This window comes from Clostridium sp. AF28-12 (assembly GCF_003435225.1).
GTDB lineage: Bacteria > Bacillota > Clostridia > Lachnospirales > Lachnospiraceae > Pilosibacter > Pilosibacter fragilis.
Genome location: NZ_QWGJ01000001.1, coordinates 423,182 through 441,814, shown reverse-complemented (window position 1 = coordinate 441,814; position 18,633 = coordinate 423,182). Strand labels below are relative to the sequence as shown.

Genomic DNA, 18,633 nt, shown 5'->3' with positions numbered 1-18,633 from the left:
TTTCAGATATGTGAAAACGGCATGCCACAGGATTTCTCCCATGACATGCCGCCCATCATTCCTTTCTAACTTACCCAGAGCCCCGATGCATCCAACGTATATCCGTCGATCACAGTGGACGCTGCCATCACTCCGTTCGCGTTCAGGTAATACCACTGTCCCGGTGCAGTCTGACGCCAGCCTGTTGCCATCGCTCCGTCGGCATCCATGTAGTACCAGACACCGCCAACCTGCTTCCAGCCGGTCACCATCTTTCCGTCACTTTCGAGGTAATACCACTTATTATTGACCAGTCTCCATCCCGTCACCATGTATCCGTTCTCGTCGAAATAATACCAGGTTCCAAGGATCCGGTACCACTGGGAGGTCACGATCTGACCATTCTCGTCCACATATTTCTTTCCATCCGCGTAATTCTTCCAGCTGCCCTCCGTGTCACCCAGGTCATCCAGGTAGCGGTCGGAGGAGACGATATACTCGCTGCTCTTGCGGTACTTCGCATCGTTCGTTGTCTTTCCCACCGCGCGGATCTCGTAATAGTAATTTCCCTCTCTTCCCATATACTCGGAGAGGTCCTTGCTGGTTCCCGTCGCATCGATGGTCCGGAGATAATAGTCATCCCGGTACAGGCGGATCTGATATCCCGTCGCGTAATCGACTTTCTTCCAGACCGCTTTCATATGATTCGAAGCGCTCCATCCGGCTTCATCCGGAGTTTCCAGCCAGACTACCGGGTAGTAAGTGACTGTGACCTTCAGGTCATCATCCACTTTCACTGCCTTACTCAACGTCGCACCGGAGATCTGGCAGGACTTTGAACCGTAGCTGGAGGAGAACTCTCTTCCGCTGGAGGAAAGAATCAGCGTTGCCGTCACTTTCGTTCCAGGATTCCATTTTTCTACATCCTTGCTCCACTCCACGGATGTGATCTCGATCCCGTAGCTGCCGCAGCTGATCTCCGGCTCCTCGATCACGCCGGGATCTTCATACTTGTCTTTAAAGGTGATCCTTATAGAATTCACCGTCGGCGCAGCCAGTGCAGGAAGAACCATCCATATCGTCATCGCCATCAGAATTCCTGCTGCCGCAAGCCATTTTCCAAAAGTTTTCTGTCTCATAAGGTGCTCCTTTCCTGTATTTTCAGTCTGCTGGAAAATATTCCGACGATTTTCACCGCATAACCGCATGCCCTGCAGGTTCAGATCTTTACTGCGGTTTTCTCCAGATACCGTCCTGATCTACATAGAAGGTATCGATCACTTCATTGACCGCCTTATGTCCATCCGGATACAGGTAGTAGATCTGTCCGTCGATGTTCTGCCATCCTGTGAGCATTCCGCCGTCGCCGCCGAGGTAATAAGCCTTATCACCCAGCGTGATCCAGCCGGTCACCATAGCTCCGCTCTCGGAGAGATAATACCAGGTATTGTTGTAGAGAAGCCAGCCCGTCTGCATCTTTCCGTCACCGTTCATGTAGTAATAAACGCCGTTCTTCATCTGCCAGCCGGTGAGCATCATTCCGTTTGCGTCAAATAAGTACCAGATATTTCCGATAAATCCCCAGCCGTTCTTTAAATAAGTTCCGTCCGGGTAACGATAATACCAGCGGTTTCCGTCGAGGATCCAGCCGACCACATTCACATTTGACGGGGCCTGCTGGGAATTTCCGGAATTATTTGTGCTGCTGTTGTTGCCGCTTGACGGCTTTTTCTTTGCCGCTCTCGCCGCGTCATTCTCATCGATATAGACCTCATCGGATATGGTCCAGTCGCTCTTTGACGCGTACTTGGATACCTCATCGTTTGACGGGAGCGCGCGCACCTTAAAGGTGTAGGTTCCCTTGGAGCTCATATACGGAAAGAGATCACAGCTGCTGGTGTGGATCTCGCCGCTCTTGTAGACGTTCTTGCTGCCGCGGTAGAGGTACACCTCGTAGGACGCGTCCTCAACGGCCTCCCACTTCGCGAGTCCGAGATCGGAGCTTCCGGACTTTGTGGTCTGCCAGTATGCCTCGCCCGGCGCGTCAAGATCGCCCTTTGCCGGTTTTGTCTTTACGGTAACCACCAGACGGTCGGAAGATGTTCTCGAAGCGCTGACAAAAGTTCCGTTCTTTACCTTTACCTTTGAGGAAGTGTAGGAGCTGCTGCTGAACCTATGGTCATTTAAAGTCTTTAAAGTAACTTTCATGGTGTAGGTTCCGCCGATCTTCACGTCGTTCTTTGTGGAAGACCACTTTGCGGATACGATATCATATTTATCGTTGTTCGGGATCGATACCTCGCAGTTATCAGAATTGTATCCCACATCAAGATCCGGCAGGGATTCCCCCACCGTCGGTGTCACATCCAGCGTGATGCTGACACTATTCACATAACTGGTCGCCGCAAACGCTGTCTGCGCCCCGGATACCGCAAACACGACCGCCATGACCCATGCGGCCATCCATGTACTTATTTTTTTCCATTTTCTTTCTGCCATAGGATTGCCTCCCCTCAAGTATCTTTCTTTAACTATATTATAAGGTTGGACAATATCTCCCGTCAACTTACGATATTCTGTCTTTTAGCGGCAAATCCGTGGCAGTTTGAGGCTTAGAATCTGCATTTTCCTATTATTCTTCCATTTTCCATATTTACCGTTGATCCTGTCATTTTCTGTGTAGTTTTAGTCTGTCCTCAGTGCGTCGATCGGATTCAGCTTCGCCGCCCGGCTCGCCGGCATGTAACCAAAGATCAGTCCGATGGCAACAGAAACGCTAAACGAGATCACAACTGCTGTCATGGTTGGCGGCGCGTCGATTCCCATGATGGCACCGATTCCCGTACTTGCTAAGGCTCCGATCATGATTCCGATGATTCCGCCGATGGAGCTTGTGACCAGCGCCTCGATGACGAACTGCAACATGATCACGCTCTTCTTTGCGCCGAGGGCCTTCCTGATGCCGATCTCCCTGGTTCTCTCTGTCACGGACACCAGCATGATGTTCATGACACCGACGCCTGCAACTAACAAGGAGATACCCGCGATACCGCCCAGCATCATGCTCATCATGGCAATCTGCTCATTTAAGGAATCGAGAAGGGAGCTCATTGCTGTCACCGTGTAGAGGTTTTCGCTCTTCATCTTTTCATAGAGAAAATTTTTAAGTTCTGTCGTACATGTTTCCGTGTCGTTGATGTCCCGCGATGTGAAGATATAGTTGTTGATCACAGCATTTCTCGCCATCTTCACAGCTCTGGAATACGGGATCCACACAAAGTCATCCATACATCCGTCATCGAACTCAGAGCTGCTCTCCGTCTGCCGTTCCACAACGCCTACAATGGTGTAGCTGTCACCGTTTAACTTGACCATCTCGCCCACGGCGTTCTGGGAGCCGCCGTAGAGCTCCTCCGCCACGTAGGCGCCGATGACCGCGACTTTTCTCCTTGCCTCCATGTCAGAGTACTGGAGATTTCTGCCATACTCGATCTCGTAGTCCTTGATTGCGAGATAATCCTCACTGTAGCCGCCGACACTGGTGGAATCCATGGTGTCAGAGTCATGTTTTACCGTGACGCTGACGGAAACGTTCGGGGACATGTTCTCGTAGAGGTCTGAATGTTCCTCGTAGAACTCATAAAATTCGTCCACATCGATGCTTCTTGAGGCCACCGCCTTGTACTGGACCGTGATCTGATTGACGCCCATGGAAGAAAAGCTCTCCACCATGTAGGACATATAGCCGTTGACGATGCTGACCAGGATGATCACCGACGCGACTCCAATGATGATGCCGAGCATCGTCAGAAAGGACCTCAATTTATTGCCCCAGATACTTTTTAACGCCATTTTAAATGATTGCAGCATACTTTTTCACATCCCCGTCGAAATTGATCTTTCCGTCATGGATCCGCACCACCCGCTTCGCCTCCAGGGCGATGGAGCTGTCGTGGGTGATCATGACGATCGTGTTTCCTTCTTCATTGAGTTTCTTTAAAAAGTCCAGCACCTCCCGGCCTGTCCTGGAGTCCAGGGCACCCGTGGGCAGTGTTAAGTTAGTACAAATATAAAAAGGCTACACACTGACTGTGTACCCCTCTGCAACGAACCCCAGCAAGCCTGCTGCCTGCCGGGGTTTTGTTATTCTCCCATATTGTCTGGCACGTCTTCTTCCGTGACCGTTCTTTCTCTTGCAATCAGCTTCAACGGCAAAAACGGACATTTTCTGTATGTTTCGTACTTGTCACCCTCTCTGCACATGAAGCAATTTGACCGCACGCAGTTTTTATTTGCAAATTCTGCCGCCGCTTCTTTGTTTATCATTCAATGCCCCATTCCTCCCGGCAAGCCTATCACCTGCCGGGAATGTCTTTTTACATTCTGCCTACAAATTCCAGTGTCTTTGTCTGGCGGTCAGCATAGAACAGCTTTTCTGCTGTTGCTGCTTCTGTGAAACCGTCCTGCTGTAAAGTGTTCATGTTAATCTGCGTGTCATACTGTGTAATCACAATCTTGCTTTTTGTTCCCTCTGTAATTCTCCACGCTGTCACTACGTTCTTGCCGCCTGCGAACAGGTTTCTAAATTCTTCCTCTGAAAAACCCTGCTTAAATTCTGTGAACGCTGCTGCCTTGATTTTGTTTAATGCTTTCTTTGTCATTTCTGCCATTTTGATTTCCTCCGTATTGAATTGTATTGACTTTTTGTGTTAAGCACTATTGCTTTAACTGCCTTTATTATATACTTACGGAAGTATATTGTCAATAGTTTTTTTAATTATTTTCCATTTATTGTCATTCTAACAGTTTTATTGCACTTCCTGCATTTCTGTATTGGTCTTGTTTTCACCTCTCCAAACGGTTTGCAGTACCCCGTTTTGCATACCGGGCATACATAGTAATTATGAATTATGCAGCACCGCTTTTCTTCCACGCTACTTCCTCCCCAGTTCTGAATTTATAATGTCAATCACATTATTATACATGAGGTCCATTCCATTTCTGAAATGCTTTTCTTCTTTGTATAGTCCACACCCTTTTAAATCTGTGTAGGCGTTTTCAACCTGTCTTTTCACGTTTTCCAGTGTTCCCGGCTTCCATTCTTCGCCCAGCACCTCTGCTCCTGCTGCCATTGCCGCTTCTCTGGCTTCTTTCTTCTGCTCCTCCAATGTCTTTGGTGGTTCCATAATATCTTTCATTCTATATTCCATAGACTATTCCCCCTTTCTGTTGTGTCTTCCTTGTGTAGTGGTGGCAATGGTGGCACGGTGCTTCTGCGTCATTGTAATATAAGCACTTTTCGTCTGTATAATATATACATTCCGAACCGTCCCAGCCATGCAGAAAGCCCTCTTCAAATTCCTGTTCTTTTACTCTTTCTGCCACGTTAATTCCTCCCCGGTGTCCCGCTGATACTTCTCTTTTACCGCTTCTACAACATAGTTATTCTGTGATGAATAGCCCTGTTCTTTTGCAATCTCTTTTATGCGGGCTTTCATGCCCTTTGGCACCGCAAGTTCCATGCGGTCATAATTATTGTCACGGTATTTGTTCTTTGCTGCCGTGGCTGCTGGTCCTCTCGGTATGGTCTTCTTTTCTGTTGTATCTGGCATTTTCTGCACCTCCTGTGGTTTTTAATCAGTATATCACACTTTGTTTTCTTACGGAAGTATACATTTTATACAATCTTACGGAAGTATATTTGTATATTTTGCCGATTGCTTTTATACTTCCGTAAGTATATAATAAAGACAGTTAAGGAAATCAAACACACGGAGGTCAAACGATATGGGAAAAATCATTTACATGGAAGATAGAATAAATGGGCTGCACTGCTACACCCCGGAAATGGGGCAGCGCAAGCCAGAAGTTAAGATGGAAGCCAGCCTTTCATATTATGGCAAACATTATTTTGTTGATACCCCGCTTGAATTAAAAGGCAGGGGCATTACAGAAATTGAAGCCCACTGGATTGATGGTTGCCAGAAGAAAATTGAAAACTGGCGCAGCTACCGGGTCACAAAGGCGGCTTTTGAAAAATTAAAAGTGCAATATCCAATTTCAATGGAATGTTGCCTTGACTAATAACTGCACGGGCGGCGCTGCTGCCGCCCAGAAAGAAAAGGTGAAATAATATGGCAAAATCTTATAACAGACGCTTTAGGAAGAACGGGCTTTCATTCATGGTGCAGGACACGCACCCGGCAGACCGTAAAACTGATACCGATAAATATTATCTGACAGTCAACCAGAATGGCATATACAAAATTGTGTACGATAATATCACATGGGAAATTCCAAAATTCCCAACCATCCACGCTGCGCAGTTCTGGGCGTTGACCAGTTCTGATTTTATCGGCACCATGTAAAATGCTTTTATCTTACGGAAGTATACATATTATACAATTATACTTCCGTAAGTTTGTGCATTGTGTCTATTGCATTTATACTTCCGTAAGTATATAATAAAGACAGTTAAAGAAATACAGAACACGGAGGGCAAAGCAATGACAGTAAAACTTCAAGGAATATATAACAAGCAGGAAGCAAAGGCAGTAAAGGAATTAAAGACCGGGGACGTTATCATGTGGAACTATGGCTATACAAGCACCGTGGTTGACCTTATCCCAAGCAAGACCGGAAAGACAATCACTTGTCTTCTGAAAAGCAATCAAGATGGCGTTGTCCGTGAAAGAAAAATGGGTGCAGAAAGACTGGTTGCTATTGCATAGCAGCCAGCCAGAAAGAATGGTGAATAATTATGAAAACAGATATTGTTATTTGCAGCAAGTGCAACGGCACTGGCAAGTATATTTACAAATCCGGTATGACTGGTCCTTGCTACCAGTGCAACGGCAAAGGCTCTGTGAAGCGCATACCTCACAAGTCTTTTCAAATCTCCATTGTGAACAATGACGGCGTGCGCATTGATTGGCTGAATGTTAATGCAGGAAGCGAAAATGCAGCCATCAAAAAAGCCCGTGTGATTGCCGCCCGTGGCTGCTATAAAGACCAGATAGACAGTATCAAAGCTGTTGAAAATGGCATTGACTACACATATAAACCGATATAACGCCGTATTTGCCCCGTAAACGCAAAAAGACCGCAAGTGGTGTATTTCTCCACTTACGGTCTTTTCTTCTCATTCTGGCTTATTCTGCAAAGCGTCAGCGGCATTATTTAAGGTCTTTCAGCGTGTTTCCCTCTTCGTCAACAATCTTCGTGACTTCTGCCGCCATCTTCTCTGCTTCTTCCTTTGTCACGCTCCCGGTAATGTTCCCGGCTGCGTCGTAAAGGTTCACTGTGCCGTCTGCGTTGGTTTCCGTGGCGCCCTCCGGCACATTGTCTGTGGCAATAGCCACTTTCTCTGTTGTCGTCACTGGCGCCGTGGTGTTAATCACTACCGTTGCAGCTGGTGTGGCTGTGAGCGCTTCCAGCGGTTCTGCGGTGTTGCTTTCTTTCTCTCCGGCTTTCATGGCATTGTATGCCGTCTGTGCAATGGCTTTCAGCTGGTCTTCTGTGACATTCAGCCCGGCTTCATCAGCAATCTTCTTCAACTGCTCCACAACTGCCGCCATCTTCTCTTCCCCGGTCTTGTCCTTTTTGAACTCTTTTGCCCATTCCACAAACTTTGCTGCCCACTCTGACAGTTCACCCAGCTTGTCTGTGACGGTCTTTGGAATGTTTGGGCAAACGTACTTTCCAATCAAGAACGCCCCCAGTGTTACGGCAAAATATACGGCTGCATAAATAACTTCATTCATGTTCTTTTCCTCCTGTTGATTATGCAGGCAGCTTCAATGTCTGCCCAGCGTAAATGGTGTTGCTTGTAAGACCGTTCATGGTCTTAATTTCATTGTATCTGGAACCGTCGCCCAGCTGCTTTGCTGCGATTGCCCAAAGGCTGTCACCGCTCTTTACTGTGTATGTACGCACGCCGCTTCCCGGAATTTTGATTTTCTGCCCAACACTAATGACATTAGGGTTTGCAATTCCGTTGTAGCTTGCTAACTTCTGGTATGTGGTGCCATACTTTGCAGCAATGCCAGAAAGTGTGTCACCTCTCTGCACGGTGTATACCTGTTCCCCGGCTGTTCCCTGCGCAGGCTGTGCAGGTGCCGCAGGCTTTGCAGGTTCGCTGGTTGCTTTCTTTGAGAAGTCCGGCACGCCATAACCTCTGATATAACGCCCGTTGACTTCCAGTGTTCTTCTTCCAACTGCATTGGACTTGTTGCCCTCAACAACTGTAATAGTGTTACCGTTGCAGCTTTCTACAACGCCCACATGGTCTGAACTGCCTGTGCAGTCACCAGCGCCGTTGTCGTCCCAGTCATAATAGATATAGTCGCCCGGTTCCGGCACCTTTGCGTCATTCTCGCACCAGCGCCCCATCTGCTGCCACAACTTAATCTGACGGTCACAGCTGCACTCCGTAGGGATAATATCTGTGTAGCCCGCTTCAATAGCAATCTTTGAACCAAAGGTTGCACACCATGCGTCACGGTATGTCACTTTGTACCCCTGCGCTAACGGCTTGTGGTTGTTGTAGGCGTCAATGATTGCGTGGTGTGCTGCTGTACCCTCTTTCACTCCCACATACGCTGCCGCCCTTGCTGCAAATTTCTTTCTTACTTCTGATACATTCATATTGCTTGTACCTCCATTCTTTTTATTGCTAACGGCTCCGGCTGCGTACTGGTCATAGTATTTCTGCCCATATCCTGCACGCTTTGTCTTCACCGTGTCGCTCTGGTCTGCCGGGCGCTCAAACTGTGTCAGCACTGCATTTGAAGCAACAATGACGGTCTGTGCGCTCTTTAATACTGACAGTGTGGCTTTGTAGCCCTCTGTCAATTCTTTCATAAGGAACCCCAGCTGTGTTTCAAGGTCGCCAATAGACTTCCCGGCGGCTTTTGCATATTCCAGCAAAGCGGCTTTTCTGGTGTGGTATGTCCACTGCGCCAGTCCATAGCCTGCGCCGTCCCTTGCAAAGTTTCCATAGCTGCCGTTGTCCACGGCTGCTGTGTAGCTTGCGTCAGTGTGTCCCAGCTTCTTTTCATAGCTGTTCTGCAAGTTCTGTGGGTTCAGCCCGCTTTCTGCATATAGGTTCCCCATCAATCCGGCTGCCCCACAACTGGACAGTCCTTTTGATTTCAGAAAATTCCAAATCTTTTCTGGTGTTGTTTTTCCTATTAGTCCCATGTCTTATACCTCCCGGCGCTACTGCGTCATACTTGAAAAGTCAGACAGCGTGCCAGACAACTCCGGGTATGCAGCTTTGATTTTCAGCAGGTTTTCTGCCTTTGCTTTCCAGCAATAGAACGCTACTGCGGCAGCAGTTACCCCGCCAACGAACGTCAAAAGGACTGATAACTGGTAAAAATCCTTTGTGACTACCACCCACACGCCCACGGCAAATGCTATGTAGTAAGTCGCCAGAATTGAAAAGATAATGATTTTTGTTGCGCTGGTCTTTCTTTCCGGGTGTTCCTGCAACTCTTCTTTTCTCTTCTTCCTGCGCTGTCTGAAATACTGTAAATTCCATAAAAAAAGCACTGCTAATGCCAGTGCAAATCCAATGATAAAAAATATTAAACTTTTCATGTTGCTGTTTTGTACCTCCTATGGTTTTTCTTCCGGCTTTGTCAAAGCAAAGTCGTTTGTGCGCATACATTCTTTGTAAATATCCACTATGTACTCATGCGCAACGTCAACTTGTCCGTTTGTCAACTTGTGGTCCTTAATATACTTGTCATACTTCGCCAATGTATCAATAACATGGTCAAACTCTTCTTTTGTATGGCGTTCATGGTTTATGCAACTGCTCTGGAATGATAGTATCTCCGTGCGCCAGCTATCAACCTTGTGTTCTATAAAGTCATTTTCAAGCTGGTTCAGCTGCTCTTTCAAGTCGTGGTTCATAAGATTTCCCAGCTGTTTAATCAACCAGCGAACGGGCTGTATTTTAATTCCCGGCGTTAAGTCAATAACAATCCCAATCCCCGCAAGCCATACAATAGCTTTTTGCACCATGTCCCAGACGTCCGCTGGGTTAAGCGTCTGCATTGCTTCCACTGTCCGTCACCTCCTTTTCTTCTGGCTGCTTGATGTAATCATCAGTGCTGCCGTAATATCCGCAGAATAGACCGCATTTGCTGGCTGGCTTCTTCTCCGGTTCTGGATATGGCTTGCCCATTTCCTGCAAGTACAGTTCGTTTAGGCTCTGGCGCATACCGTAGCTGTTGAAGTGCTGTAATATGCCCCGGTATGAAGCAACGGACCTATCCAGTGTATCTTTGTCAATCTCTCCGGCGTGATATGCTGCAAACATATATTTCAATCGTCGTTTCAGCTTCTTTGCCGTCTTCTTGCGCAATTTTATGTGTGTTGACCAAATGCGGAACCCTACAAACTCAATGCCCATGCTGGTTGGTCTTATGCAAGTTTTCTTGTTAAGCTGCAAATGCAGCTTGCTCCCCAGAAAGTCCGCAATCTTGTTCTTTATCTTTTCCAGATACTTTTTGTCTGGGTGTAAAATTATAATGTCGTCCATATAGCGTATGTAATAATGCAGGTGCAGTTTGTGTTTGCAGAACTGGTCAAGTTCGTTTAAGTACAAATTTGCAAACATTTGTGAAGTCAGATTGCCAATAGGCAGCCCAACTTCTCCCAGCAATTCATCAAACGCCACGTCGCCAATGTCGGCACCCAGCGGCAGACCAAAGTTTGTGTCTTCGCAGTTTATTATTACTGACAAGACGTGCAACAAATCTTCATCAGCAATCTTCTTCCGCAAAATACCCATCAATACTTCATGGTCTATCCGGTAAAAATACTTTGCAATATCCAGTTTCAAATAATAGAAACGCTGCGGCTTCCGGTCAGTCTGCTTCAACCAATCATGCAGGCGGTTGACTGCTTTGTGTGTTCCCCTGCCTACTCTGCAAGCGTAGCTGTCAGAAATGAACTGCTTTTCAAAATACGGGTTCAGCTGGCTATATATAGCGTGCTGCGCCACCCGGTCTTTGAAAGTGAGTGACATAATCATGCGCTTTTTCGGCTCATAAACATAAAATATGTTGTAGCGCCCCACGGTGTAGGTCTGCCAGATAAATTCATTCTGTAATTCAATCAAGTTCTCTTCCAGCTTATCCGTGTACGCCATCACATCTGGTCTGTACCTCTTGCACTTTATCCCGGCTTTGTACGCATTGAAAAGATTTTCAAAGTCGTAAATCATAGGGAAAATGTTTTTGATTTTGTGCAATTTCTTTTCCCTCCTGTTGTTAAAATCTGCCGTACAAATCAAATTGCGGTTCTTCCGCAACCCAAACGTGATATATACATTCAGTGCCAGTCTTTCCGGCTCTGACTTTCAGCCCTGTGGCTTACTAACTATCTTTACGGCTATTCAATCTTTTTCCTACGGCTCCCGGCTGGCAGCCTTTGGAATGGAAATAAACCCCTTTAACCCAGACGCACTGGACGTGTCCACGTATGGGCACGCCTACTGGCAGAAATGGGGTGAAGCGGAACGGAACGAAACATTGTTGTTGACGTTAGAACGGGCGTTGTTCAAGTTCAGCGCACCAGCGCCACCGTTGGAAGTGTTGTTGAAACTCGAACCCCGGATAGGCACGGCAAGTCCTCTATTAACGGCTTATTCCCATAATATAAAAAGCAGGTGTTACCCTGCCTTTTACCAGTCTTATTTTGCAGCACTCCCATTCCCGGAAGTGCTGCCGTTTAGTGATTTATAATAGCCGCCCACCATGCAACCTATTTCATTGATGTATCTTGCCATCATTTCATATTTCTTCATTGGCAGACACGGTTTTGCGCTTCTGGTATACTTTGTGCTTGCTGCAAGTCTTATCAAATGCCGCAGCACGTCAACTTTCGTGTCCAGTTCTCCAAGCGTTGTCTTTTTATAATGCTTATTTTCAAGCATTATGACCAACTCTAAAATATCCAGCATTGTTCCGTCTATCTTCTGTGCAAGTCCTCTTTTCGCTCTGGGAAACTCTTCAAGCTGTGGTCCTGCGTATTCCAGCATTTCCCAGACTTTATTTTTCATTTTGAAGTCTTCCTGTGTGGCGTTATCTCGCACATTGTCCAGCTGTGGCGGTCTTTCTTCTGTTTTGTTTTCCGGCATTTTCTAAACCACCTTTGTTATATTTTGTAGTATGGGGCTTACTGCCGTAAGCCCCGCAGTGTATCAGTTCCCAGTTTCCAGTTATTCAACTAAAGCGGAACGGAACGAAACACTGTTGCCGACGACAGAACGGGCGTAGTACAAGTCCAGCGCACCAGCGCCACCGCCGGAAGTGCTGTCGAAACTCGAACCCCGGAAAGGCAATCTTTCGCCGTTATTTCTTGCCCAAAATCTGCCCGGCGTTGTCTGTCCTGCGTCTGGATATAAACCGGACGCAATCAAAATCTGCGGAACGGTTACGCCGCTTACTGCCTTTGTATCTTTAAATGGTACGCTTGTGTCGTTGCTGTCCGTCGTCTGTGTTGTGACACTTGTGTTGATACGCAGTGTTGCGTCACTCGCACTGGTTCTGTCAATCTTTAATGTTCCAACCGTTCCCGGTGCTACAAGTGTGCCGTCCGGCTTAATTGCTTTCCACTCTGTACTTTTTGCACCCATGTTGCAGTCAGACTTCATGGCGTTTCCGTATGGGATAATCTGAATTTCACCATCTACAATGCGCATACCAGATACCCACTCCCAGCAGTTGCCGCAAAGGTCGGCAATTCCAGCCGGGCTGCCGTCATGGTTCCAAGTTACCGGACCAGAACCAGTTGCGGTTCTGCCGCCGCCGTGTGAACCGTCAATGTATGTGTTGATACCCTTTTCATATCCCTTTTCATAGCTTCTGTCCCAGTTTGTGTTTCCACGGGGTGTGAAGCCGTTTTTCATACACCAAAGGTTGATTGCAGCAAATACGCCGTTCTGGTTAAGGTGCCAGCCCTCACCCTTTCTGCGGCATACTGCAAGTGCTGTGTCAAAGTCAATGTATGCTTTGGGGTCTTTCATTGGCAGTGAGTATGCACGGTCGTTGACCACGACGTTAATATACTTCGATACCCAGATAACTTCTTTTTCTACTCCGTCCACAATCCACCACGGCAATGTTTCCTGTGTTCCTCCGGTGATAATGTCGGAATACTTCATTTTTGGAATACCCACCATAATTGACGGCATACCCAAATCATCAAACTTTACTGCATTGTTGCCCCCAAAGGAAGCAACCGCCATTGCTAAATCATCAAAATTAGACATAATTCTTTATACCTCCAATCCCCAAAGAATAAGTGTGCAAAGCGACATATCAAATGGGATAGGCACTGGAATTTCTTTCGGTTCTCCGTTTTCGTCCTCTCCGTCTTCGATAACATCATAGCGTCTGGCAGGAATAACAATCTGCGCAGCGTACTTCTGCGCACGTCCTCCGGTGCCAATCACCACGCCGTCTTCTTCGTCAATGCAAATGTCCAGTGACACTTCAAAATCTCTTTCACGGCTGGCAAGATTGATTGTTAATTCATCATCACCGAACGTGATTTTTTTACCGCCAGACAGTGCATATTCAATATGTGTGCCCGGTGTTTTTTCAACTACATTGATTTTATTAGTAGCCATAATACTTTCTACCTCCATTCTGGTTTCTTACTACCTCGCTGCTTCTGGCTGCGATAACCTCCGCTGCTTCTCTCTGTGCTGCTGTCCCGCTGCCCTGCACGCCAAAAGAACGCATAACCGCTTCTTCGTGCTGTCTGCGTTCCTCTGTCTTAATAATCACACCTGCCATTAGTAAAACCCACCTTTCACATAAACTTTTACGGTCACGCTTTTTGCGCTTCCTGTGTGTGCCATCTTAAAACCATTCAGCAACTTTTCTGTAATAACAATGTCGCCCGGAAAACCGCCCGTGTAGTCCACTATTTCTGTTTCCACGGTGTAGTCCATGTGGTTTCTTTCAGTCTTCAGCGCAACTGACTGTGTAGAATTGTTGAACGGGTACTGCTGCGTATTCTTCAAAGTCACCGTTGCTGTTTCTCCCTGCAAGTCAGCTATTGCCTGCTGGTGGTGGATTGTAGAAAGCGCCATAAGCGCTGCCGTTTCTGTTGCATTGGAAATACCGTTTTCCATGTGGTTGAAGTTGGTTGCGTTCTGCGGTGTGCCCTGCTGAATGATTTCCCCCTCAACTGGTGTGTGTGTGATAGTTCCATCATCATTTCTGCTTTCCGTGTAGCGGTCTTCAAACTCTGTTACATGGTCCTGCCATAATTTCTGTTCGTACATCTTTACACCTCCTTTTCTGTAAAATCAAAAGTAAAGCGGTACAAAACGCCCTCTTGTACATTGTTCAGCGGAATATTTACCGCCTTGTCAGCCCACAATTTGTTGTTCTTGTTGTAAAGCTGTACCCTCTGCACCGTGGCTGTTCCGCTTACCTGCGGGGTAATCTGTACATATACAGCAACCCTGCCGTCTTTCAGACGTTCCCGGCGGTGTATCACCTTTTTTTCAGAAACGCCGTTGACGGTTACTTTTGCATAGGCAATGATATTATCAATGAAATCTTTGAAATCATTGATTGCGTCTGTTGTCAACATGGCTTTTCACCTCCTTTATAGCTTCCTGCGGCTTCCGCACGGCTTGACGCCGTATGAAAACCCCATTGCCTGCGTGCTTGTCCCCACGGCGCCGCCCTGTGTCTGCTGCACCGTGCTTCTTTCCGGGACGGTTCCTGCTGCCGGGACTGTGAAGCGGTGTGCTTCCATTCTGTCACTTGCCGTGACCGTGGCACCGCTTGTCTGCCCTCTGGTGTTCCTCTGTGGCTGTTCTCCGGCTTTTATCCGTCCTGCTGGTGTATTTGTATAGCCAAACGTATTCAACGCCGTGTCTGCGTCGATATGCGCCGCCTGCTGTGAAAATACCGTGTTTCTGTATGGCTTTGTGCCTGCTGCTGGTGCCGTGAATATGAAGCCTGCTGCTTCCGTTCCCACAATATAGGTTGCAGCGCCTATCCCGGCTTTTGTGTTTCTCTGTGGGTATGTTCCGGTGTTAAGTCTTCCGGTCAGCGGTGTTTTATATCTGAAATACTCCCCGTGGGTGTATATGACGCCGTGGACCTGTCCTTGATAGGTCAATTCGTCCATGTGTGCAGATAATCTTTTATACATTTTCACTGCCCGGATAATAGCTGTGTAGTCTGCCGTTATTCTCTGGTTGGTCACATCAAGCACAATATGAAAGTGTCCGGGTTCTCCCTCATACTGGAACCACTCTTCCACTTCACTTTCTGGAAATAAGCTGCCCAGCGCTGTTTCAATGGCATATTTTGTGCCCATTTTCTTATGAACCTTGACACTGTTTTTCACTAAATCCCGTTTTGCTTCCAGTGGGTAATTGTAGTCGTACCAGTCAACGTGTAGGTCGTATGCCAAAATGTCCACCAGTTCTTCTGGCAATTCATCAAATCTGGAATATATCAGCACATTGTCAATTATCCCGGAAGCGTCCAGCAGTGCTGCTGCCGTGGCGTTTGCCAGTGCAACCATTTTGGAGTCTTTCTTTAGCGCTTCCGGCAGGCACTCTGAATAATCGGCATTGTAAATTGTTTTAGACATTTTCAATACCTCCATTCAGAACGCTTTTGTTTCCCAGCTTTGCAACCTTTATATCATCAACAACCGTGAATACTGGCTTTCTGACTTCAACACGTTTCACGCCTGCTTCCATCAGCTTTGCTGTTAGGTATGACGGGTTAATATCCCGCCCCATTTTGCTTGTCTGCCATGTCACGTACTCTTCCACTGCCTGTGTTGCTGCCGCCGCAATGACTGTGGCGCTGGCTGCGTCTGGCTGTGGAATATAAAAGGTCACGTCAACGTCAAATGCTACCGTTTCCGGTGCAGATACCGTCACTTTGTCGGTCAGTGGTCTAATGTCGGAAGCGTTCAAGGCGTCTTCAATCTCTTTCAGCACCCCGGACGTTGCCTGCTGTCCATTCTGCAAAAGCACCCGGACGTCTACAACGCAAGGTTCCGGGCTTGTCACTGCCACGTCTGCCACGGCTGGTGATACGCTCTTTGTCCAGTATATGTACCCGTTAATAGGACCCGCCGTGCTGAAACTCTCCATACTCTCACGCATACGCTCATAATAACTGGCGTCGTCCTCTTCTTCTGCGCCGCCGCTGGTTGCCGTGATATTCTCTGCTTTCTGGTAGTAGTCGTATAGGTCAACCAGTTCTTTGACCTGCCCCGCTGCCAGATTGTTTCCAACGTCGCCCGCTGTTGTGCAAATTCCCTCAACGTCCCCGTATGTCTGCCCGGCTTTTATTTCCAGATTTTCTTTTGTTTCAAATAAGATGGCACCATCAAAAGAAATTCTGGTGCCCGCAGGAATAATCACTGATTGTTTCTGTGCTTCTGAAATATAAAAGCGGAACATTGCAGACGCCGGACTTGCTGGCAGTCTTTCCAAGTCCTTGAATAATTCTGCCAAGCTGTCCAAGTATTCACCGTCCGCATAGCGTGGCACGTTCTTTTTTGCTGTTTCATTGATAATGACACGCTGTTGCACAATGATATTTGCAACCCATGCAATAAAAAGTCTTTCCGGTGACGCCGGGTACACCTTGTAGCGTTCACGCCCCGGCACCTGCTGCACCATATTTTCATACAGCGCAATTAGATTGCTTTCTATCGTTTCTGTGTCGGTTTCCACAAAGTCAATGTCTGGGTATTTTCTGTCACTCATTGTCTGTTTCCACCTCCTCCAAATAAATAATAGGTATTGTGCGCCCTGTGGCTGCGTCGTGTTCAAATGTAATGTCTGCAACCTGCGCCCGTGGTTCAAATTCTTCTATCTGGTCGTACAGATAGCCTACCAGTATATTTTCAACTACTGGTTGCGGTCTTCCGTATAGGCTGCCGGGCAACCCAAAATCACGGAACATAGGGCAGGACCCCTGCACCGTGTCCAGAATAACCGCAATATTTTGTATGACTGCTTGATGGTCATTTGCTGGTGCAAGGTCAATTTCTGTCAATAGTGACCCGTCGCCCCTTATCACGTCCATGCTTTATCACCTCTTTGGATATTCTTTCAATGTCACGTCTGCTGTTGCAACCCAGCAGTTGCCTTTGTTGTCATAGCGTTTCAATGTGCTGCTAACGCCTGTTATCACCCACTTATAGGAACCGTATTTCTTGCCTCCTAAAACCAGTGTTGAAATATTGCCCTTATTGCACATTTTGTTTAATTTCTTAATTTCATTCAGTGGGTTTGTTCCGTGAAATACACTGAACGCCATTTTGAAACTGATTGTTCCGGGTTCCGGTCCCAAAAACTCCAATACGTCACGCTTAATGTGTCTGTCATGCGTTGCGTACTTTGCAGACACTTTCCAGCTTAATTCATCAAAGGTGCGCACGGTATTTTCTGAAACTGAAAAAACCAGACTTCCCAGACTTCCTATTTTTGCCATGCTCTACACCTCCCCTATTATGAAGCCGTCCCCGTCGCCATCTGGAACCATTATGCAAAGCACCATATCATTAACGCCCGGCGTCCACTCTGTCACAAATGCTTCATGGCTGTGGCTTACTTCCTTTAACATTTGCCCGTTGTAGTCATATTTCAGCGTTGTTTTTGCCGTCTGTCCCTCTGCGCCGCTTTCCATTGCTGGCACAACGTACACAGGGCGTTTTATAATCCTTAAATCACCGGAAGTGATACCGCCTTTGTCCTTGAACTTCACACGGGCTGTCATTTTGCTGGCGTTCACGCTCTGCACGGTGCCAAGCCGCACTATGTTTTTTAACTCTGTCATATCTGCCATTAGTAGCCCTCCAATACCTGTTGTAATTCAATCTGTGTTGTATATCCTCCCGTCAATTTGTGGGTCGCTTTGGTAATCTTGTACTTTCTGTCGAACTTCTGAAAGCCTTTTAATTTGACTGTGGCACCTGCCACCAGCTGCACATCACCAAGCATTGTGAAACTTGCTGTAAACTGCTGTGTGTTCTTTTCACGTAGCCGTTTTTTTGCCAGTTCGTATGCTTCATTTGTGCTTCTGACCTTTTCGTTGACTTCAAGTGTTTGCCCGGTTCCCTCTGTGCTGTCTGCCGTGTATGTGCTTTCAATCGTTTCTTTACTGTCCGGGTCCGTATACGAAACATGGCAGCTGGTGTATGCTGTATCATGCAGGCTGGTTCCCAGCTTGTATGAAATATAATCACCGCTGCCATATTTTATGGTTTTTATAGGTGGCTTGCTGTCATACTCTGCGGCGTCATAGATAACCACATTCATTGTGGTTACTTTCAGCGCAAGCCCTGCCGCTTTACATAATTTCTGTAAAAACACAATGTCCGACGTCTGTACCTGCTCTTTTCTTTTGTACTTTGGTATATTGTCCGCAATGTACATCAGTTTCAAGTTGCTTTCGGACGCTATCTGCTCCGCAATCACTTTCAAATTGATGTTTTCCCACGCCTTTGATTTTCTTTCTACTCTCATTTTGGAAGTATAAGGAATTGACGTGCCCTTTAGTGTGATTTTTGTTGGCGGTCCGCTGGCGTCTACGCTGTCCAGTTCAAATGTCCCACAGTCCAGCACGGCGTCTTTGCCGT

29 protein-coding genes and 1 pseudogene are annotated in these 18,633 nt (G+C 47.1%); 4 read left to right on the top strand and 26 right to left on the bottom strand.

From position 1 onward, the window contains the following. Positions 1 to 65: 65 nt before the first annotated feature. The 9 genes and pseudogenes from DWY93_RS02090 to DWY93_RS02055 form a co-directional block, all read right to left on the bottom strand. A complete protein-coding gene (locus DWY93_RS02090; RefSeq protein ID WP_165859940.1) occupies positions 66 to 1,118 on the bottom strand; it encodes an N-acetylmuramoyl-L-alanine amidase family protein in 1,053 nt (350 codons plus the stop codon). Positions 1,119 to 1,206: 88 nt separating this feature from the next. Beyond that, positions 1,207 to 2,478 (bottom strand): N-acetylmuramoyl-L-alanine amidase family protein, encoded by a 1,272-nt coding sequence (locus DWY93_RS02085; protein WP_117471713.1) that lies wholly within the window; start codon positions 2,476 to 2,478, stop codon positions 1,207 to 1,209. A 186-nt stretch (positions 2,479 to 2,664) separates the two neighbouring features. Then, positions 2,665 to 3,849 (bottom strand): ABC transporter permease, encoded by a 1,185-nt coding sequence (locus tag DWY93_RS02080; protein WP_117471712.1) that lies wholly within the window; start codon positions 3,847 to 3,849, stop codon positions 2,665 to 2,667. Further along, positions 3,833 to 4,027 (bottom strand): annotated as a pseudogene (locus DWY93_RS02075) (macrolide ABC transporter ATP-binding protein); the annotation flags it as partial. The pseudogene DWY93_RS02075 and the gene DWY93_RS02080, both read right to left, overlap by 17 nt. A gap of 95 nt (positions 4,028 to 4,122) precedes the next feature. Beyond that, positions 4,123 to 4,305 (bottom strand): hypothetical protein, encoded by a 183-nt coding sequence (locus DWY93_RS02070; protein WP_117469266.1) that lies wholly within the window; start codon positions 4,303 to 4,305, stop codon positions 4,123 to 4,125. A gap of 50 nt (positions 4,306 to 4,355) precedes the next feature. Next, the gene (locus tag DWY93_RS02065) at positions 4,356 to 4,649 is read right to left on the bottom strand and encodes a hypothetical protein (RefSeq protein ID WP_117471711.1); all 294 of its coding nucleotides are present in this window, start codon (positions 4,647 to 4,649) and stop codon (positions 4,356 to 4,358) included. A gap of 264 nt (positions 4,650 to 4,913) precedes the next feature. Then, complete coding sequence (locus DWY93_RS02060) at positions 4,914 to 5,177, bottom strand: hypothetical protein (RefSeq protein ID WP_147324182.1); 264 nt, start codon at positions 5,175 to 5,177, stop codon at positions 4,914 to 4,916. A gap of 1 nt (position 5,178) precedes the next feature. Next, on the bottom strand, positions 5,179 to 5,364 hold the full coding sequence (locus DWY93_RS16935; protein WP_118087463.1) for a hypothetical protein: 186 nt from the start codon (positions 5,362 to 5,364) through the stop codon (positions 5,179 to 5,181). Next, positions 5,349 to 5,591 carry a hypothetical protein gene (locus DWY93_RS02055; protein WP_117471709.1) on the bottom strand — a complete coding sequence of 81 codons (243 nt, stop codon included), beginning with the start codon at positions 5,589 to 5,591 and terminating at the stop codon, positions 5,349 to 5,351. Before DWY93_RS02055 ends, DWY93_RS16935 begins: the two co-directional genes overlap by 16 nt. 175 nt (positions 5,592 to 5,766) lie before the next feature. Between DWY93_RS02055 and DWY93_RS02050 the strand changes: the two genes are divergently transcribed. The 4 genes from DWY93_RS02050 (at position 5,767) to DWY93_RS02035 (ending at position 7,051) form a co-directional block, all read left to right on the top strand. Next, positions 5,767 to 6,063 carry a hypothetical protein gene (locus DWY93_RS02050; RefSeq protein WP_117471708.1) on the top strand — a complete coding sequence of 99 codons (297 nt, stop codon included), beginning with the start codon at positions 5,767 to 5,769 and terminating at the stop codon, positions 6,061 to 6,063. A gap of 50 nt (positions 6,064 to 6,113) precedes the next feature. Then, positions 6,114 to 6,347: a hypothetical protein gene (locus tag DWY93_RS02045; RefSeq protein ID WP_117469261.1), complete on the top strand. Its 234-nt coding sequence runs from the start codon at positions 6,114 to 6,116 to the stop codon at positions 6,345 to 6,347. A 138-nt stretch (positions 6,348 to 6,485) separates the two neighbouring features. Beyond that, positions 6,486 to 6,710, top strand: a complete 225-nt coding sequence (locus DWY93_RS02040) for a hypothetical protein (protein ID WP_117471706.1) — start codon at positions 6,486 to 6,488, stop codon at positions 6,708 to 6,710. Between the two features lie 29 nt (positions 6,711 to 6,739). Further along, positions 6,740 to 7,051 (top strand): hypothetical protein, encoded by a 312-nt coding sequence (locus tag DWY93_RS02035; protein ID WP_117471705.1) that lies wholly within the window; start codon positions 6,740 to 6,742, stop codon positions 7,049 to 7,051. A gap of 103 nt (positions 7,052 to 7,154) precedes the next feature. Here the strand turns inward: DWY93_RS02035 and DWY93_RS02030 are convergent, their stop codons facing one another. From DWY93_RS02030 to DWY93_RS17840, 17 genes are all read right to left on the bottom strand, one after another. Further along, positions 7,155 to 7,742, bottom strand: coding sequence for a phage holin, LLH family (locus DWY93_RS02030; protein ID WP_117471704.1), 588 nt, complete (start codon positions 7,740 to 7,742; stop codon positions 7,155 to 7,157). 19 nt (positions 7,743 to 7,761) lie between these two features. After that, the gene (locus tag DWY93_RS17765) at positions 7,762 to 9,180 is read right to left on the bottom strand and encodes a phage tail tip lysozyme (protein WP_278286465.1); all 1,419 of its coding nucleotides are present in this window, start codon (positions 9,178 to 9,180) and stop codon (positions 7,762 to 7,764) included. 18 nt (positions 9,181 to 9,198) lie between these two features. Beyond that, positions 9,199 to 9,582, bottom strand: coding sequence for a hypothetical protein (locus tag DWY93_RS02015; protein WP_069431176.1), 384 nt, complete (start codon positions 9,580 to 9,582; stop codon positions 9,199 to 9,201). An 18-nt stretch (positions 9,583 to 9,600) separates the two neighbouring features. After that, complete coding sequence (locus DWY93_RS02010; protein ID WP_117471703.1) at positions 9,601 to 10,053, bottom strand: hypothetical protein; 453 nt, start codon at positions 10,051 to 10,053, stop codon at positions 9,601 to 9,603. After that, the gene (locus DWY93_RS02005) at positions 10,031 to 11,245 is read right to left on the bottom strand and encodes a reverse transcriptase/maturase family protein (protein ID WP_117471702.1); all 1,215 of its coding nucleotides are present in this window, start codon (positions 11,243 to 11,245) and stop codon (positions 10,031 to 10,033) included. Before DWY93_RS02005 ends, DWY93_RS02010 begins: the two co-directional genes overlap by 23 nt. Positions 11,246 to 11,686: 441 nt before the next feature. Beyond that, positions 11,687 to 12,133: a four helix bundle protein gene (locus DWY93_RS02000; protein ID WP_117471701.1), complete on the bottom strand. Its 447-nt coding sequence runs from the start codon at positions 12,131 to 12,133 to the stop codon at positions 11,687 to 11,689. 81 nt (positions 12,134 to 12,214) lie between these two features. Continuing rightward, the gene (locus tag DWY93_RS01995; RefSeq protein WP_117471700.1) at positions 12,215 to 13,267 is read right to left on the bottom strand and encodes a hypothetical protein; all 1,053 of its coding nucleotides are present in this window, start codon (positions 13,265 to 13,267) and stop codon (positions 12,215 to 12,217) included. A gap of 6 nt (positions 13,268 to 13,273) precedes the next feature. Next, on the bottom strand, positions 13,274 to 13,627 hold the full coding sequence (locus DWY93_RS01990; protein ID WP_117471699.1) for a hypothetical protein: 354 nt from the start codon (positions 13,625 to 13,627) through the stop codon (positions 13,274 to 13,276). Continuing rightward, complete coding sequence (locus tag DWY93_RS01985; protein ID WP_117471698.1) at positions 13,617 to 13,796, bottom strand: hypothetical protein; 180 nt, start codon at positions 13,794 to 13,796, stop codon at positions 13,617 to 13,619. The genes DWY93_RS01990 and DWY93_RS01985 overlap by 11 nt, the downstream gene beginning before the upstream one ends. After that, entirely contained in the window at positions 13,796 to 14,290 is a 495-nt protein-coding gene (locus DWY93_RS01980) for a hypothetical protein (RefSeq protein WP_117471697.1), read from the bottom strand. The genes DWY93_RS01985 and DWY93_RS01980 overlap by 1 nt, the downstream gene beginning before the upstream one ends. A 2-nt stretch (positions 14,291 to 14,292) precedes the next feature. Beyond that, complete coding sequence (locus DWY93_RS01975) at positions 14,293 to 14,604, bottom strand: hypothetical protein (protein ID WP_055285863.1); 312 nt, start codon at positions 14,602 to 14,604, stop codon at positions 14,293 to 14,295. A gap of 15 nt (positions 14,605 to 14,619) precedes the next feature. Beyond that, positions 14,620 to 15,621: a phage tail protein I gene (locus DWY93_RS01970; protein WP_181968472.1), complete on the bottom strand. Its 1,002-nt coding sequence runs from the start codon at positions 15,619 to 15,621 to the stop codon at positions 14,620 to 14,622. Continuing rightward, a complete protein-coding gene (locus DWY93_RS01965; RefSeq protein WP_117471695.1) occupies positions 15,614 to 16,756 on the bottom strand; it encodes a baseplate J/gp47 family protein in 1,143 nt (380 codons plus the stop codon). Before DWY93_RS01965 ends, DWY93_RS01970 begins: the two co-directional genes overlap by 8 nt. After that, entirely contained in the window at positions 16,749 to 17,078 is a 330-nt protein-coding gene (locus DWY93_RS01960) for a hypothetical protein (RefSeq protein WP_055285869.1), read from the bottom strand. The genes DWY93_RS01965 and DWY93_RS01960 overlap by 8 nt, the downstream gene beginning before the upstream one ends. A 6-nt stretch (positions 17,079 to 17,084) precedes the next feature. After that, positions 17,085 to 17,486 carry a phage tail protein gene (locus DWY93_RS01955; protein ID WP_117471694.1) on the bottom strand — a complete coding sequence of 134 codons (402 nt, stop codon included), beginning with the start codon at positions 17,484 to 17,486 and terminating at the stop codon, positions 17,085 to 17,087. A gap of 3 nt (positions 17,487 to 17,489) precedes the next feature. Further along, positions 17,490 to 17,840: a hypothetical protein gene (locus tag DWY93_RS01950; protein ID WP_055285873.1), complete on the bottom strand. Its 351-nt coding sequence runs from the start codon at positions 17,838 to 17,840 to the stop codon at positions 17,490 to 17,492. Continuing rightward, complete coding sequence (locus tag DWY93_RS17840; protein WP_347465602.1) at positions 17,840 to 18,619, bottom strand: contractile injection system protein, VgrG/Pvc8 family; 780 nt, start codon at positions 18,617 to 18,619, stop codon at positions 17,840 to 17,842. The genes DWY93_RS01950 and DWY93_RS17840 overlap by 1 nt, the downstream gene beginning before the upstream one ends. Positions 18,620 to 18,633: the final 14 nt, after the last annotated feature.